We start from the raw sequence: 14,279 nt of genomic DNA, 5'->3' as shown, positions 1-14,279 counted from the left end.
GCGGGCATAACCATTCGTAAACCGGCGGTATTCGAACGTCGAACTTCGACCTGAAGCTGACTCGCTAGTCCTCGGCCCGCAGCCGGTAGCCGATGCCGGGTTCGGTCAGCAGGATCTTCGGCGAGCCGGAATCGGCCTCCAGCTTGGTTCGGACCTGGCCAACCAGGACACGGACGAACTGGGCGTCGACATTGGCTTCGGGCCCCCAGACCGCAGCGATCAACTGCTTGTGCGTCACCACCCGCCCGGCGTGACGGGCAAGGGTGCGGACCAGATCGTATTCCCGGGGGGTCAGGCGCACATCGTCGCCCTCCAGGGTCACTTCGCGCGACGCGAAATTGATCTCCAGCTCGCCGGACTTCAGGTGAGCGTGGGAGGCGAAGCGGCGCTCGCGGCCGCGCAGGGCGGCGCGAATTCGCGCCAGCAGTTCCCCCACCCCCACCGGCTTGTTGACGAAGTCGTCGGCGCCGAGGTCGAGGGCGGCGATCTTCTCGGACTCCAAGTCCCGGGCCGACAGCACCAGGATCGGCACGTCGGACCATTCGCGGATCCGCCGGATCACCTCCTTGCCGTCCAGGTCGGGCAGGCCGAGATCCAGGATCACGACATCGGTGGGCTCGCGGGCCATCTGCAACAGGGCCGCCTGACCGCTCTCGGCGGTGGTCACCTCGTAGCCCGCCGCCCCGAGCGCCGGGCGCAGGGCGCGGATCAGTTGGGGCTCGTCGTCCACCAGCAGCAGGCGCTCGCCGCTCATGCCGCCGCCTCGCCGGGCAGGCGCAAGGCCACCACCAGGCCAGGCGCGTCGGCGCGGGGCCTGGCGTTGACGGCCCCGCCCATCGCCTCCGTCAGACCGCGCGCGATGGAGAGACCAAGTCCTGTGCCCTGGCTGTGCTTGGCGGCATGGGCCGCGCGGTAGAACTTCTCGAAGATCAGGTCGAGCTCGGCCTCGGGAACGCCGGGGCCGGCGTCGGTGACCTCGATCCGCACGCTGGCGCCGCCCTGGACGCTGATCGCGATTTCGCTGCCGTCGGGACTGAAGCGGATGGCGTTCTCCAGCACATTGCTCAGGGCCTGTTCCAACAGGACGGGATCGCCCCTGGCGATCAGGCCGCCAACGCCCATCTGCGTCACCAGCCGCCGGGCGCCCAGGCGGCGCGTCAGACGGGTGGTCAGGCGATCGATCACCTCGCGCACACTGAAGGGACTGCTGTCCACCTGCAAGGCGCCGCCATCCAGCTTGGTCATGTCCAGCAGGTTGGCGACGAACAGGTTCAGCCGCTCGGCCTCTTCGGTGATGGTGGCGAGCAGGTCGTCGCGCACTTCCGGCGGAAACTGGCCGCCGAATTCCTTCAGGCTGGAGGCCGAGGCCAGTATGGCCGCCAGCGGTGTGCGCAGGTCGTGGGAGATGGAGGACAGCAGAGCGTTGCGAAGCTGTTCGGTGCGGGCCAGGGCCTGGATCTCCGCCTGGCCCTCGGACAGTCGGGCGCGGACGAGGGCGCCGGCTCCCAGGTCGACCAGCACGTCCATCAGGGAGGCCTCCTCGGCCTCCGGCGCCTCCGGCCCCAGCGGCCGCCAGGCGGCCACCCCCAGCCGTTCATCCCCGGCCCGCAGCGGCCGGGCGCGCCAGTCGCCGCCGGCGATGGTCAGGACGCTGTCGGCCGGGGCCTCGACGTCGGCGATCAGGTCGGCCGGCGGGGCGACGCCCGCCGGGTGGGTAAGCGCCCGCGAGCCGTCCCAGATCACCGCCTCGCCCTTGGCGGCTTCGGCGAGGTGGGTCGCCAGCCGTTCGCGAACGGCCTCCTCGCCGATGGAGGCGCCGAAGGCGCGGCTGGCTTCCAGCAGGGCCGCGGTGGTGCGCGCCCGGTCCTGGGCGCGGCGGGCCTCGTCGCGCACGCGCCCGGCGAGACTGCCGGTGAGCATGGCCACGATCAGGAACACAGCCAGGACGATGACGTCCTCGGCGCTGCCGAAGGTCAGGGTGAAGCGCGGATCCACCAGGTAGAAATTATAGATCAGGAAGGCGGCGGCGGCGGCCACATAGGCCGGCCCCGAGCCTAGCCAGACCGCGGCCACCAGCACGCCCGCCAGGAAGATCATGGAAAGCCGGGTGGTTTCCAACACCCGGTAAAGCAACTCGGCGATCAGGGTCGCAGCCATCACCACGCCCAGCGCGGCGAGGTAGCGCCAGGGACCCTTCACGTCTTTCAGCTTGGGTGACGTCACGCGTGCTCCAGGATAGCGTCGGCGCCGGCCGGGCCCATTGAGGGACCAGGAGGCGGTACAGGCTAGGCGCGGCGCCGACGCGGCCCGGTGGGGGGCTCCGAGCGCGCCGAAGATGCCGCGCAACACCACAGTCTCCAATTATAGGCCGGTTATGGCCCTGAGACTTATAAGCTTTTTATGCTTGGCGGGGTGAGGACATGGCGGCCATCTGGCGGCGTCGTCCACGGACCTTGCCATGATTTTCACCGCCATCGCCGCTCTGATCGTCGCAGCCGTCGTCGCCCTGATCCTCGGCCTCGCCCCAGCTGTGGAGCATCTCTGGTGATCGGGGTCGGCCGTCCCGCCCCGATGTTCGGAGCGCCGTCGCGGGCCAACCCGAATTTCGTCTTCGCCAGCCAGGGCGGCGCCTATATCCTGCTGGCCTTCTTGCCCCAGGATCTGGTGGCGCGCGAGGCCATGCTGGCCAGCATCAACGCGCATCGGCGGTTGTTCGGCGACAACCGCCTGCGGGCCTTCGGCGTGCTGCGGGACGAAGGTCTCTTCGGTCAGTCCGAGGAAGGTGGCGGCCTGCGCTGGTTCCTCGACGCAGACGGCGCGATCAGCCGTCTCTATGGCGCCCTGGATGACGACGGGGCCGAGCGCGGGCGCTGGGTGCTCATCGACCCGTCTCTGCGCATCCAGTTCTGGGCCGACGGGCCCGCCGAGAGCGAGCGGTTCTTCGCCGCCGTGGCCACCCTGCCGCCTCCGGAACGGCATGCAGGGACCGAACTCTGCGCGCCGGTGCTGGTGGCCCCCAGGATCTTCGAGCCCGAACTCTGCCGACGGCTGATCGACATCTATGAGGCAGATGGCGGCACGGCGTCAGGGGTGATGCGCGAGGTGGATGGCAAGACCGTCGGGGTGCTGGACAATTTCAAGCGCCGGCGCGACGCCATCGTGTCAGACCCGGAAATTCAGGCCGAGCTGCGCGCTCGGCTGGGGACGCGCCTGCTGCCGGAGATCGAGGCGGCCTTCCAGTTCAAGGCGACCCGCATGGAACGCTACATCGTCGCCTGCTACGACGCCCGTGAAGGGGGTTATTTCCAGCCCCATCGCGACAATACCACCAAGGGCACGGCGCACCGCCGCTTCGCCTGCTCCATCAACCTCAACGCCGAGGAGTTCGAGGGCGGCGACCTGCGTTTCCCGGCCTTTCCTGGGCGCACCTACCGGCCGCCCACCGGCGGGGCGGTGGTGTTCTCCTGCTCCCTGCTGCACGAGGCGACCCCGGTGACCAAGGGCAAGCGCTACGCCTTCCTGCCGTTCTTCTATGACGAGGTCGCCGCCAAGATCCGTGAGGCGAACCTGGGGTTCCTGGCCGCCGCGCCGGCTCCGCAAACCCAGGCGACTGCGCCCCAGCCGGCCTAGCTGTCGTTGGGCGCGCGCGCCTCCACGACGACCTGCGTCTTCACCGAATTGGCGATGTAGCATTCGTCGTGGGCCTCGTGGTGCAGCTGCGCGAGCTGCTCGGCGTCGGGGGCGGCGCCCTGCCAGGTGATGACGGGCCGCAGCCAGACCTTGGTCAGGGCCAGGCGACCGGGCGCGATCTCCTCCATGACGCCCTCGGCCGCGTCCTCGTAGCGGACCGCCAGGAAGCCCGCGAGCCGGGCCCGGTGCAGGAAGGTCAGCATGTGGCAGTTGGAGAGCGCGGCCACCAGCATCTCCTCCGGATCGACCGCGGCCTCCACCGCCCACCTGCCCACCACGTGCGGCGAGGCCGAGGCCGGGACCTCGATCCCGCCGTCGAAGGCCAGGCTATGACCACGGCTGTAGCGGCCCTTCAGGAAATCCTCGCCGTCCTTGAGGGTCCAGAGGACCTCGGCGACATATTTGGCCATCCTCAGAAGGCCTCCGCCGGCAGGGCCATCATCAGCTCCGAGCCGGTCATCAGCTTGGCAAGGTGAGCGCCGGCGTCGGGCAGGACCCGCTGCATGTAGTAACGGCCCACGGTCAGCTTGGTGGCGTAGAAGGGATCGGTGTCGCCGGCGGCGATCTTGGCCTGGGCGGTCTTGGCGATCAGGGCCCACATATAGGCCAGGGCCGTGAGTCCGAAGAGGTGCATGTAGTCGGTGGACGCGGCCCCGGCATTGTCGGGGTTCATCAGCCCATTCTGCATCAGCCACATGGTGCCCTCCTGCAGCTTGGCCTTGGCGTCGGCCAGGCCCTCGGTGAAGGGCGCCAGGGCCGGGTCGCCCTCGTTGGCCTCCACGAAGGCGTCGATCTCTGCAAAGAAGGTCATCACCGCCCGGCCGCCGTCCGCCGCAAGTTTGCGGCCAACCAGGTCCAGGGCCTGGACGCCGTTGGTGCCCTCATAGATCAGGGCGATACGGACATCGCGCATGTACTGGCTGGCCGGGAAGTGCTCGGTGAAGCCGGAGCCGCCGTGGATCTGCAGGGCGTCGGAACAGACCTTCAGCCCCTTGTCGGTGAGAAAGCCCTTCACCACCGGGGTCATAAGCGCCATGTAATCATTGGCCTTCTGGCGCACCGCCTCGTTGGGGCTGGCATGGGCCAGGTCCCCGTGCAGGGCGGTCCAGAACAGGAAGGCGCGCCCGGCCTCGATGACGGCGCGGCTGTCCATGAGCATGCGGCGCACGTCGGGATGGACGATGATCGGGTCGGCCGGGCCATCGGGGTTCTTGGGGCCGGTAAGCGAGCGGCCCTGCAGGCGGTCCTTGGCGAATTCGGCGGCGGCCTGATAGGCGGCCTCGGCCTGGGCGACGCCCTGCAGGCCGACCCCGATGCGAGCCTCGTTCATCATCACGAACATCAGCCGCAGGCCCTGGTTCTCGGTCCCCACCAGCCAGCCGGTGCTCTCCTCATGCTGGATGACGCAGGTGGCGTTGCCGTGGATACCCATCTTCTCTTCGAGGCCGGCGCAGAAGACGCTGTTGCGGGCGCCCGGCTTGCCTTCGGCGTCCGGAATGAACTTCGGCACGATGAACAGGCTGATGCCCCGCACGCCGCCGGGCGCGCCCTCAATTCGGGCCAGGACCAGGTGGATGATGTTCTCGGCCATGTCGTGCTCGCCGCCCGAGATCCAGATCTTCTGGCCCGAGATCCTGTAGCTGCCGTCGCCTTGCGGAACCGCCTTGGTGCGCAGCAAGCCGAGGTCCGTGCCGCACTGGGGCTCGGTCAGGTTCATGGTCCCACCCCATTTGCCGGAGACCAGATTGGGCAGGTAGAGGCTCTTCTGTTCGTCGGACCCGCCGTTGAGGATCGCCGAATAACAGCCGTGGGTCAGGCCCGGGTACATGGAGAAGGCCATGTTGGCCGAGGAGCTCATCTCCGAGAAGGACAGGTTCACCACATGGGGCAGGCCCTGGCCGCCATAGGCGGGCTCCGCCCCCAGCGCCGGCCAGCCGCCCGCGACGAGCTGGGCGTAGGCCTCCTTGAAACCCTTCGGCGTGGTGACCGTGTTGTCGGGGCGCCAGGTGCAGCCCTCCTTGTCGCCGACGGCGTTCAGGGGGGCGAGGACCTCAGCTGTGAAGCGGCCCGCCTCGTCGATGATCTGCTCCACCACATCCATGGAGGCGTCGGCGAAGGCCGGGAGGTCGGCGTACTTCTCGATCTGCAGCACGTCGCGGAGCAGGAAGGCGTGGTCGCGCACGGGGGGCTGGTAGGTCATGTCCGCTCCGGGAAAGATCAAAGGGCTCCCGACGCGTCGGAAGCCCTTCAAAGATATAGCTGAGGTTTGCCGCCGGCGCGAAGCGCCGAGGTTCTACTTGGCGTGTTCGAGGTCGCCGAGCCGCTCGCGCAGGACCTGATCGTAGTCGGCCGCGCGGGGCAGCAGGTCGGGGCGGGTGCGGGAAAGCTGAGCCTCAAGGGCGTCGCACCCGGAGCGAAGCTCGTCGATGGCCTTGTCGATGTCCTGGCGCTGGGCTTCCAGGGCGACGATCCGCTCGCGGAACTTGGTGAGCGACTTGATGTTCTGGGCCGCGCCGCCGTCGTTCAGGTCATAGAGGTCGAGGATCTCGCCGATCTCGGCCAGGGCCAGACCCACCCGTTTGCCGTTGAGGATCAACTGGAGCCGACCACGGTCCTTATAGGAATAGACCCGGTTCATGCCGTCGCGGGCCGGGGCCAGCAGACCCTTGTCCTCGTAGAAGCGCAGGGCGCGGGGCGTGCACTTAAATTCCAGGCACAACTGACGGATGGTGAAGGTGCGCGCCGGACGGCGAAGTTCCATGGGCATTTGGATGTCCTCCCTCGACCCCTTTTGGTTTCCCAAAGCGTAAGCCTGAGTTCCGTTAACGTCAACATGATCGTTGATCACCTTTGCGACCATCGCAGGCTTGTGATCGGCGCCGGGACCCTTAGGCTTGGCGCCTCAACAGGGGGCGGTTTCGATGGCGCGCGTTGCATGGCTTTGCTCGGTGGCGCTGGCCCTTCTGGCGGGGGCGCCGGCGAGCGCCAGGGAAGAGCCCGCGCCGGGGTCGGCGGTCACTGCGGGGACCCAGCGCCAGGACGGTCTGTTGCCGGTTCATGTGGACAAGGCCAAGGGTCGCATCCTGCTCTCCCTGCCGGCGCCGGACGCCGATGGGGTCAGCGGGCGCTTCCTCTATCTGACGGCCCTGCGCACCGGCCTGGGCTCGGCGCCGGTGGGCCTGGACCGCGCGGCCATCGGCGAGACCCAGGTGCTGGTGTTCCGTCGGCTGGGCAGGAAGGTGATCGCCGAGTACGAGAACACCCGCTTCCGCGCCGCCGGCGCCCCATCCCCCGAGCAGACGGCCGCGCGCGAGGCCTTCGCCACCTCCACCGTGTGGGCCGGCGACGTGGCCGGGACGCAAGCCGACGGCCGTATCCTGGTGGACATCGCAAGCTTCCTGACCCGAGACGTCATGGGCGCGGCTGACGCTCTGAAGGGGGCCGATGAGAAGGGCTATCGCCTGGTCCCCGACCTCTCCGTGGCCGATCCTTCGGCGGTGAAGGTCTTCCCGGAGAACCTGGAGTTCGAGGCCCGCCAGACCTACCAGTCCGACACGCCCGGCCGCGAGAGTCGCAACATCGCCCCGGACGCCAAGCTGATCACGCTCCAGGTGCGCCACAGCCTCGTGAAGCTGCCGGAGCCCGGCTACGAGACGCGGAAGTTCGACCCGCGCGCAGGCGTGTTCGGCGGGGTCGTGCTCGACTATGCCGCCCCGCTGGGGGAGGAGATCGTCGGTCAGATGGCCTATCGTTTCCGCCTGGAGAAGACCGATCCCACGGCGGCCAAGTCGCCCGTGAAGAAGCCCATCGTCTTCTATGTCGACCGCGCCGCGCCTGAGCCGATCCGCACGGCCCTGAAGGAGGGCGCCTATTGGTGGGCCCAGGCCTTCGAGGCGGCAGGCTACCAGGACGCCTATCGGGTGGAGATCCTGCCCGAGGGGATCGACCCCCTGGATGTCCGCTACAACGTCATCAACTGGGTGGACCGCGCCACGCGGGGCTGGTCGGTGGGTCAGTCGGTGAAGGACCCGCGCACCGGGGAGATCCTCAAGGGCAGCGTGCTGCTGGGTGCGCTGCGGGTACGGCAGGATATGCTGATCTTCGAGGGCCTGGTGGGCGCCGACAAGAATGGCACGGGCGGGCCGAACGATCCGATCCAGGTTTCGCTGGCCCGCCTGCGCCAGCTGGCCGCCCACGAGGTCGGCCATTCCCTGGGCTTTGCCCACAACTTCGCGGGCAGCACGCAAGGCCGCGCCTCGGTGATGGACTATCCGGCCCCGCGCGTGACCCTGGTCGCCGGACAGCCCGACCTGTCGGACGCCTACGGCGTGGGTCTCGGCGCCTGGGATAGGTTCATCGTCGACTGGCTCTACGGCCAGGTTCCAGCGGGCAAGGCGGGCGAAGCCGCCCTCGCCGCCAAGGCCAAGGCCGAGGCTGATTCCGGCGCCCGCTACGTCACCGACGGCGACTCACGTCCGCCCGGCGCGGCCCAGCCCTGGGGCGGCCTGTGGGATGACGGCGCCGACGCCACCGCCGAACTGACCCGGATGATGTCCGTGCGCCGCGCCGCCCTCGACCGCTTCGGAACCAGCGCCCTGAAGGCCGGCGAGCCCATGGCCAACCTGCGCCGCAAATATGTGCCCCTCTACCTGCTGCATCGCTACCAGCTGGAGGCCGCCGCCAAGCAGGTGGCCGGGGTGGAATATCCCTATGGCCTGAAGGGCGACCTCCATGACGCCTCGCCCATCGTGCCCGCGGCCCGGCAGCGGGCGGCGCTGGCCGCGGTGCTGGCGACCCTGAAGCCCTCGGAACTGGACACGCCGGAGACCCTGATCCCCTTGCTCTCGGCGGGTCAGTCCGGGGACGACGACCGGCAGTTCGAGATCGAGGTGTTCGACGGTGGGCCGGTCTTCGATCCGCTGACCGCCGCCGATGTGGGCGCGAGCCTGACCATCGGGACGCTGACCACGCCCGATCGGCTGAAGCGGCTGGTGGAACAGCATCGGCGCGACGCGCGCCTGCCCGGGGCGGGGGAGGTGCTGGATCGGCTGATCGCCACCGCCTTCGCCCCGGCGGCCGGCCGCGACGCCGAGATCGCCCGGCGGGTGCAGACCCGCACTGTTCTCGAACTGGCGGCGGTGTCGCGCAAGACCGAGACGTCCCCGGCGGTGTCGGCGGAGATCGACCAGCGGCTGGCCGACCTGGCGTCACGGCTGAAGGCGGCGCCAGGCGAGGGCTCCGAGCGCGCGCATCGGCTGCGTCTGGCCAGCCTGATCACCGACAAGGATGAGATGACCCGGGTGCTGGCAGCGCCGAAGCTCAAGCCCACCGTGCCGCCGGGCATGCCGATCGGGGATGACGGCGAGTACTGAGGACTCTAGGCCTTCGCCACCAAGGTTCCGGCCAAGCCGCTCTCGATCAAGGCGATGGTCCGATCCAGGCCGAAGATCGCCGCGAACGACCCGAAGCGAGGCCCCTGGCTCTGGCCCAGCAGGACTTCGTAGAGGGCGGTGAACCACAGGCGCAGGGGTTCGAAGCCCGCAGCCTTGCCGGCCTCAAACACCTCGTTCTGGATGGCCTCGGCGTCGGCGCCGGCCGGCAGGGCCTTCAGCCGCGCCACCAGGTCGGCCATGGCCGCAGCCTCCTGGTCATTGGCCAGGCGGAAGGTCTTCGAGGGCTTCACGAAGTCCTCGTAGTAGTTGATGGCGTAGTCGCTCAGGCGGTCCAGCAGGGGCTGGCTCTCCGGGGTCGCGCCGGGGATATAATTCTGGATGAAGCCCCAGAGGATGTCCTTGGTGGAGGCGTCGGCGGCCGAGACCAGGTTCAGCAGCAGCGAGAAGCTGACCGGCGAGCCCTGCTCGGGCGGCGCGCCGCGGTGGACGTGCCAGGCCGGGTTGTCCAGGGCCACGGCGTTGCTGTCGGCGCGCGCGCGGTTGAAGGCGTCCAGCTGCTGCAGGTACTCGTCCGTCGCCTTGGGGATGACGTCGAAGAACAGGCGCTTCGCCGACTTGGGCGACTGGTACATGTAATAGGCCAGGCTCTCGGGCGCGCCATAGCGCAGCCACTCCTCCATGGTCAGGCCGTTGCCCTTGGACTTGGAGATCTTCTGGTTGTTCTCGTCCATGAACAGCTCGAAGTGGAAGGCCACCGGGGGCGTGCCTCCCAGCACCTTGGTGAGCTTGTCGGAGACCCGCACGGAATCGATCAGGTCCTTGCCCGAGGCCTCGAAGTCGACCTCCAGGGCGGTCCAGCGCACGGCCCAGTCGGGACGCCACTGGATCTTCACATGGCCGCCGGTGACCGGAACTTCGGTGCGGCCGCCGTCGGGATCGTCAAAGACGATGGTCCCCTTGGCGACGTCGCGTTTCAGGGTGGGGACCTGCAGCACCTTGCCGCTGATCGGGCTGATGGGCAGGAAGGGCGAGTAGGTGGCGCGGCGCTCTTCGCCGAGCGTCGGCAGCATCACCGCCTGGACGGCGTCGAAACGCTCCAGCATGCGGGTCAGCACGTCATCGAACATGCCCGACCGGTAGGTTTCGGTGGATGACATGAACTCGTAGTCGAAGCCGAAGCCGTCGAGGAAGGCGCGTAGGCGGGCGTTGTTGTGGTGCGCGAAGCTCTCATACTCGCCGAACGGGTCGCGCACCCGGCTGACCGGCTTGTCGCGGTCGGCCTCCAGCATTTCGCGGTTGGGCACGTTGTCGGGTATCTTGCGCAGGCCGTCCATGTCGTCGGAGAAGACGATCAGCTTGGTGGGGACCTGGTCCTCGGTGAGCGCGCGGAAGGCGTTGCGCACCATGGTCGGACGCGCCGCCTCGCCGAAGGTGCCCATGTGCGGCAGGCCCGAGGCCCCGAACCCGCACTGGAACACCACCGGCTTGTTGAGGGCCGGGAAGGTGGCGACGGCTTCCGCCGCCTTGCCCTCATGGATCAGGCTGGCGGCCAGATCGCGCTCGGAGTCGGTGAGCCGCAGGCGCAGGATGCGCGCCAGCAGCAGGCGGGCCTGTTCGAAGGGCCAGCTCTTGGCCTCTCGGGCTTGGTGGGAAAGACCTTGCAGTGACATGGGCGGGCGTTACCGCCCAAACTGCCGTACCTCAAGTCTCGTTTTCGCTGGCCGCTGTCGGACAGGCGTCACAAGAACGGGCGAAACAGCGGATTGGACGTCTTGTCAGGTGTGTCGATGATCTCTTCCAAACTGGTCGCCGGCCTCCTGGCCTCGACCCTGCTCCTCACCGCCTGCGGCAAGCCGGCGGAGAAACCTGCCGACACCAAGGTCGTCAACTTCTCCATCATGTCGACGGAGAAGGCCTCCACCCAGGCGGCCGAATGGGCGCCTTTCCTGGCCGACATGGAAAAGGCCACCGGCCTGACCATCAAGCCCTTCTTCGGCTCCAACTACTCGTCCCTGATCGAGGCCATGCGGTTCAAGCAGACCGACGTGGGCTGGTTCACCAATCAGTCGGGGCTGGAGGCGGTGCGCCGCTCAGGTGGCGAGGTTTTCGCCCGCACCACCAAGCCGGACGGCGGCGAGGACGGCTACCAGGCGGTGGTCATCGTCGGCAAGGCCAGCGGGCTGACCTTGGAGACGCTGCTCAGGTGCGACCGGAGCCTGAACTTCGGCATGGGGGACGTGAAGTCGACCTCCGGCACCCTGGCCCCCATGACCTACCTGTTCTCGCCGCGGGGTCTGAAGCCGGAAACCTGCTTCAAGACCGTTCGTTCGGCCAACCACGAGGCGAACCTCTTCGCCGTCGCCAACGGGGTGCTGGACGCGGCCACCAACAATACCGCCTCCATGGACCGCCTGGCCCAACACCATACCGACGCCGGCAAGCGGACCCTGGCCAATCTGAAAGTCATCTGGTCGTCGCCCACGATCCCCGAGGATCCCATGCTGTGGCGCAAGGACCTCGACCCCGCGGTGAAGGACAAGATCAGCCGCTTCTTCTTCACCTACGGCGTCGGGTCCGGTCCGGAGGCCGAGCGCCAGCGCGACAACCTGCGCCGCATCGAGAGCGGACCCTTCAAGCGGGCCGACGCCACCCACCTGCTGCCGGTCCGCGAGATGGAGGCCAGCGAGCAACTGTCCCAGGCCAGGGAGACCGGCGACGCCGCCGCCATCGCTGCGGCCCAGGCGGCGTTGGAGGCCGTGCATGTGGAAGCCAAGGCGCTGAAGCCCTAGTCGTCACCGCTCAGCATGAAGTGTCCGCGCAGGGCGGCGACCGGCGCGCCGCGCGCCTCCTGCCAGGCCTCCACCGTCACATTGGCGATGCGGCGGCCCACCTTGCGCAGGTCGGCCCGGGCATAGGTGGTCAGCGCCCGGCCGGGGCGCAGGTACTCGATGGTGACGTCGATGGTCTTGTGGACCTTGGGGGTGTGCTGGACCACGGAGAGCTGGGCCAGGGCCGTCATCTCCAGGAAGGCCCCAATGACCCCACCGTGCAGGGCCGGCAGCATGGTGTTGCCGATCAGGTGCGGGGCGAAGGGCAGGATGGCGGTCATCTCGTCGCCCGCCAGCTCGCAGCGCATGCCGAGGAACTGGATGTAGGGGACGGAGGTCAAGAAGCCCTGCAGACGGTCATTGGCCTCACTCATCGCGGGGCGCTCGCGCCGTGCAGGATGAAGGCGGCCTGGGCGGTGGCTATGGGGTCGTCGGGGTCGACATCCCAGGCCTCGGCGCGGACGAAGGCGATGGACCGGGTCATCTTGTAGCAGTGGGCGAGCGCGGTGATGTCGGCGCGCGGTGCGGCGGCCCGCATGTAGTCGATGCGCAGGTCGAGCGTCGCGGTGGGAAAGCGCTCGCCCTTCGACGAGTTGATCGCCAGGCCACAGCAGTGGTCCAGCAGTGAGGTGACGACGCCGCTGGCGATGACGTCGGTGGCGGGGTCGCCCACCAGCTGCGCCCGCCAGGGGACCAGGATGGAGCCGCGACCGTCGCCCACCGAGATCAGCCTGAACCCCAGGGCGGCGGCCTGGGGCACGGTTTCCACCATATGGCGGGCCTGATCGCGGAGGGGGTCGTCGGTGGCGTCCATGCGCCCGGTTTGAGCCAGGCCCGCCCGAGGGTCAAGGATGACCCAAGGTCGGTTTAGCCCGCGACAAGCCCTGCGGAGACGGCGACGACAGCGATGGCGATCATCGGCAGGGTGGCCATCAGGAGGCTGGCGAGACCGCTGACGCGGCCGAGATTCAAAGAGTTGGGCATGACGTTTTCTTTCCGGTGGAGCGAAGCGCGAGGAGGTGCGTTCGTCTCGGGCGGCGGTGTAGGCGCGCGGCCGGCGAAAGACCCGTTAAGTCTTGGTCATGACGTTGAATTCACAATATTAAAGTCCCGCAAGGTTTAGCTTTCCCGGAGCCGGGGCCGTGATGATCAAGCCTGAAGCCCTGCTTCGCCCGACCCCGGCAGGGCTCTACTGCCCGCCCGGTGACTTTTACATCGACCCCACGCGGCCGGTGGACCGGGCGGTGATCACCCACGGCCACGCAGACCATGCCCGCGCCGGCCACGGGGCCGTGCTGGCCACGCCGGAGACGCTGGCGATCATGGCTGAGCGCTATGGGGTCGAATTCGCCGCGGCGACGGAGGCCGCGCCCTACGGCCAGACCGTTCGCCGCGACGAGGTGGAGGTGACCCTTGTTCCCGCCGGCCACGTCCTCGGATCCGCCCAGGTGGTGGTGGCCTGGAAGGGCCTGACCATGGTGGTGTCGGGTGACTACAAACGCCGCCGCGATCCCACCTGCCCACCCTTCGAGCCGGTCGCCTGCGACGTCTTCATCACCGAGGCCACCTTCGGCCTGCCGGTCTTCCGCCACCCGCCCGACAGTGGCGAGATCGCCCGGCTGCTGCGCTCGGTCGCCCAGTTCCCCGAGCGTTCGCACCTGGTGGGGGCCTATGCGTTGGGCAAGGCGCAGCGGGTGATCCGCCTGCTGCGGGAGGCCGGCTGGGACAGGCCGATCTTCGTCCACGGCGCCCTGGAACGGCTGAACCGGCTCTATGAGGATCATGGTGTCGACCTGGGTCCTCTGGAGCCCGCCACCGTGGCCACGAAACAGGACTTCGCTGGCGCCATCGTCATCGGCCCGCCCTCGGCCCTGCAGGACCGCTGGTCGCGGCGTTTTCCCGATCCGGTCCAGGCCTTCGCCTCGGGCTGGATGCAGGTCCGGGCCCGGGCCCGCCAGCGGGGGACGGAGCTGCCGCTGGTGATCTCCGACCACGCCGACTGGGACGAGCTGACCGCCACGGTGGACGAACTGCGTCCTGGTGAGCTGTGGATCACCCACGGCCGCGAGGAGGCGCTGGCCCGCTGGGCCCAACTTCACGGGGTCGCGGCGCGAGCGCTGGCCCTCGTGGGCTACGACGATGACGAGGAAGACGGCTAGGACCTTGTGGGTGATCACGAACCTGTTACCGTCTCGATGGGGGCGTGATCGGAAGGACTTTGAGCCCATGCGTGTCGCTGTTTTCCTTGCCGCCAGTCTGACTCTCGCCGCCTGCTCCAAGCCCGCCGAACGGGCCGACAGCGACGCGCCCGTCACCGAAGCCATGATGACCCCAGCCGCCGTGGCCGACAGCTCAGCGGCCTATGCGC

The 14,279-nt window shown here is 68.6% G+C and carries 12 protein-coding genes; 4 read left to right on the top strand and 8 right to left on the bottom strand.

The features are described 5' to 3' along the window. Window positions 1-64: 64 nt before the first annotated feature. A complete protein-coding gene (locus AAC997_RS12225) occupies window positions 65-754 on the bottom strand; it encodes a response regulator transcription factor (RefSeq protein WP_340645974.1) in 690 nt (229 codons plus the stop codon). Beyond that, window positions 751-2,223 carry a DUF4118 domain-containing protein gene (locus AAC997_RS12220; protein ID WP_340645973.1) on the bottom strand — a complete coding sequence of 491 codons (1,473 nt, stop codon included), beginning with the start codon at window positions 2,221-2,223 and terminating at the stop codon, window positions 751-753. The genes AAC997_RS12225 and AAC997_RS12220 overlap by 4 nt, the downstream gene beginning before the upstream one ends. A gap of 321 nt (window positions 2,224-2,544) precedes the next feature. On the opposite strand from AAC997_RS12220, the gene AAC997_RS12215 reads away from it, so the two are divergent. Then, the gene (locus AAC997_RS12215) at window positions 2,545-3,630 is read left to right on the top strand and encodes a 2OG-Fe(II) oxygenase (RefSeq protein ID WP_340645972.1); all 1,086 of its coding nucleotides are present in this window, start codon (window positions 2,545-2,547) and stop codon (window positions 3,628-3,630) included. On the opposite strand, the gene AAC997_RS12210 is transcribed toward AAC997_RS12215, so the two are convergent. From AAC997_RS12210 to AAC997_RS12200, 3 genes are all read right to left on the bottom strand, one after another. Continuing rightward, window positions 3,627-4,100 carry an OsmC family protein gene (locus AAC997_RS12210; protein WP_340645971.1) on the bottom strand — a complete coding sequence of 158 codons (474 nt, stop codon included), beginning with the start codon at window positions 4,098-4,100 and terminating at the stop codon, window positions 3,627-3,629. The two genes, AAC997_RS12215 and AAC997_RS12210, sit on opposite strands and share 4 nt — an antisense overlap. Before the next feature lie 2 nt (window positions 4,101-4,102). After that, the gene (locus tag AAC997_RS12205) at window positions 4,103-5,890 is read right to left on the bottom strand and encodes an acyl-CoA dehydrogenase C-terminal domain-containing protein (RefSeq protein WP_340645970.1); all 1,788 of its coding nucleotides are present in this window, start codon (window positions 5,888-5,890) and stop codon (window positions 4,103-4,105) included. A 93-nt stretch (window positions 5,891-5,983) separates the two neighbouring features. Beyond that, on the bottom strand, window positions 5,984-6,457 hold the full coding sequence (locus AAC997_RS12200) for a MerR family DNA-binding transcriptional regulator (protein WP_340645969.1): 474 nt from the start codon (window positions 6,455-6,457) through the stop codon (window positions 5,984-5,986). A 154-nt stretch (window positions 6,458-6,611) separates the two neighbouring features. On the opposite strand from AAC997_RS12200, the gene AAC997_RS12195 reads away from it, so the two are divergent. Beyond that, window positions 6,612-9,062: a zinc-dependent metalloprotease gene (locus tag AAC997_RS12195; protein WP_340645968.1), complete on the top strand. Its 2,451-nt coding sequence runs from the start codon at window positions 6,612-6,614 to the stop codon at window positions 9,060-9,062. A gap of 5 nt (window positions 9,063-9,067) precedes the next feature. Here the strand turns inward: AAC997_RS12195 and AAC997_RS12190 are convergent, their stop codons facing one another. Continuing rightward, window positions 9,068-10,753 carry a lysine--tRNA ligase gene (locus AAC997_RS12190; protein WP_340645967.1) on the bottom strand — a complete coding sequence of 562 codons (1,686 nt, stop codon included), beginning with the start codon at window positions 10,751-10,753 and terminating at the stop codon, window positions 9,068-9,070. A gap of 117 nt (window positions 10,754-10,870) precedes the next feature. On the opposite strand from AAC997_RS12190, the gene phnD reads away from it, so the two are divergent. Then, window positions 10,871-11,872 (top strand): phosphate/phosphite/phosphonate ABC transporter substrate-binding protein, encoded by a 1,002-nt coding sequence (gene phnD / locus AAC997_RS12185; protein ID WP_340645966.1) that lies wholly within the window; start codon window positions 10,871-10,873, stop codon window positions 11,870-11,872. Here phnD and AAC997_RS12180 read toward each other — a convergent pair. Continuing rightward, complete coding sequence (locus AAC997_RS12180; protein ID WP_340645965.1) at window positions 11,869-12,285, bottom strand: PaaI family thioesterase; 417 nt, start codon at window positions 12,283-12,285, stop codon at window positions 11,869-11,871. The two genes, phnD and AAC997_RS12180, sit on opposite strands and share 4 nt — an antisense overlap. After that, complete coding sequence (locus tag AAC997_RS12175) at window positions 12,282-12,725, bottom strand: PaaI family thioesterase (protein ID WP_340645964.1); 444 nt, start codon at window positions 12,723-12,725, stop codon at window positions 12,282-12,284. Before AAC997_RS12175 ends, AAC997_RS12180 begins: the two co-directional genes overlap by 4 nt. A gap of 331 nt (window positions 12,726-13,056) precedes the next feature. On the opposite strand from AAC997_RS12175, the gene AAC997_RS12170 reads away from it, so the two are divergent. Then, window positions 13,057-14,070 (top strand): ligase-associated DNA damage response exonuclease, encoded by a 1,014-nt coding sequence (locus AAC997_RS12170; protein ID WP_340645963.1) that lies wholly within the window; start codon window positions 13,057-13,059, stop codon window positions 14,068-14,070. Window positions 14,071-14,279: the final 209 nt, after the last annotated feature.

It is taken from the genome of Phenylobacterium sp. (genome assembly GCF_037968635.1).
Classification (GTDB): domain Bacteria; phylum Pseudomonadota; class Alphaproteobacteria; order Caulobacterales; family Caulobacteraceae; genus Phenylobacterium.
The sequence above is the reverse complement of the archived record's forward strand: the minus strand, read 5'-3'. Positions and strand labels throughout refer to the sequence as shown.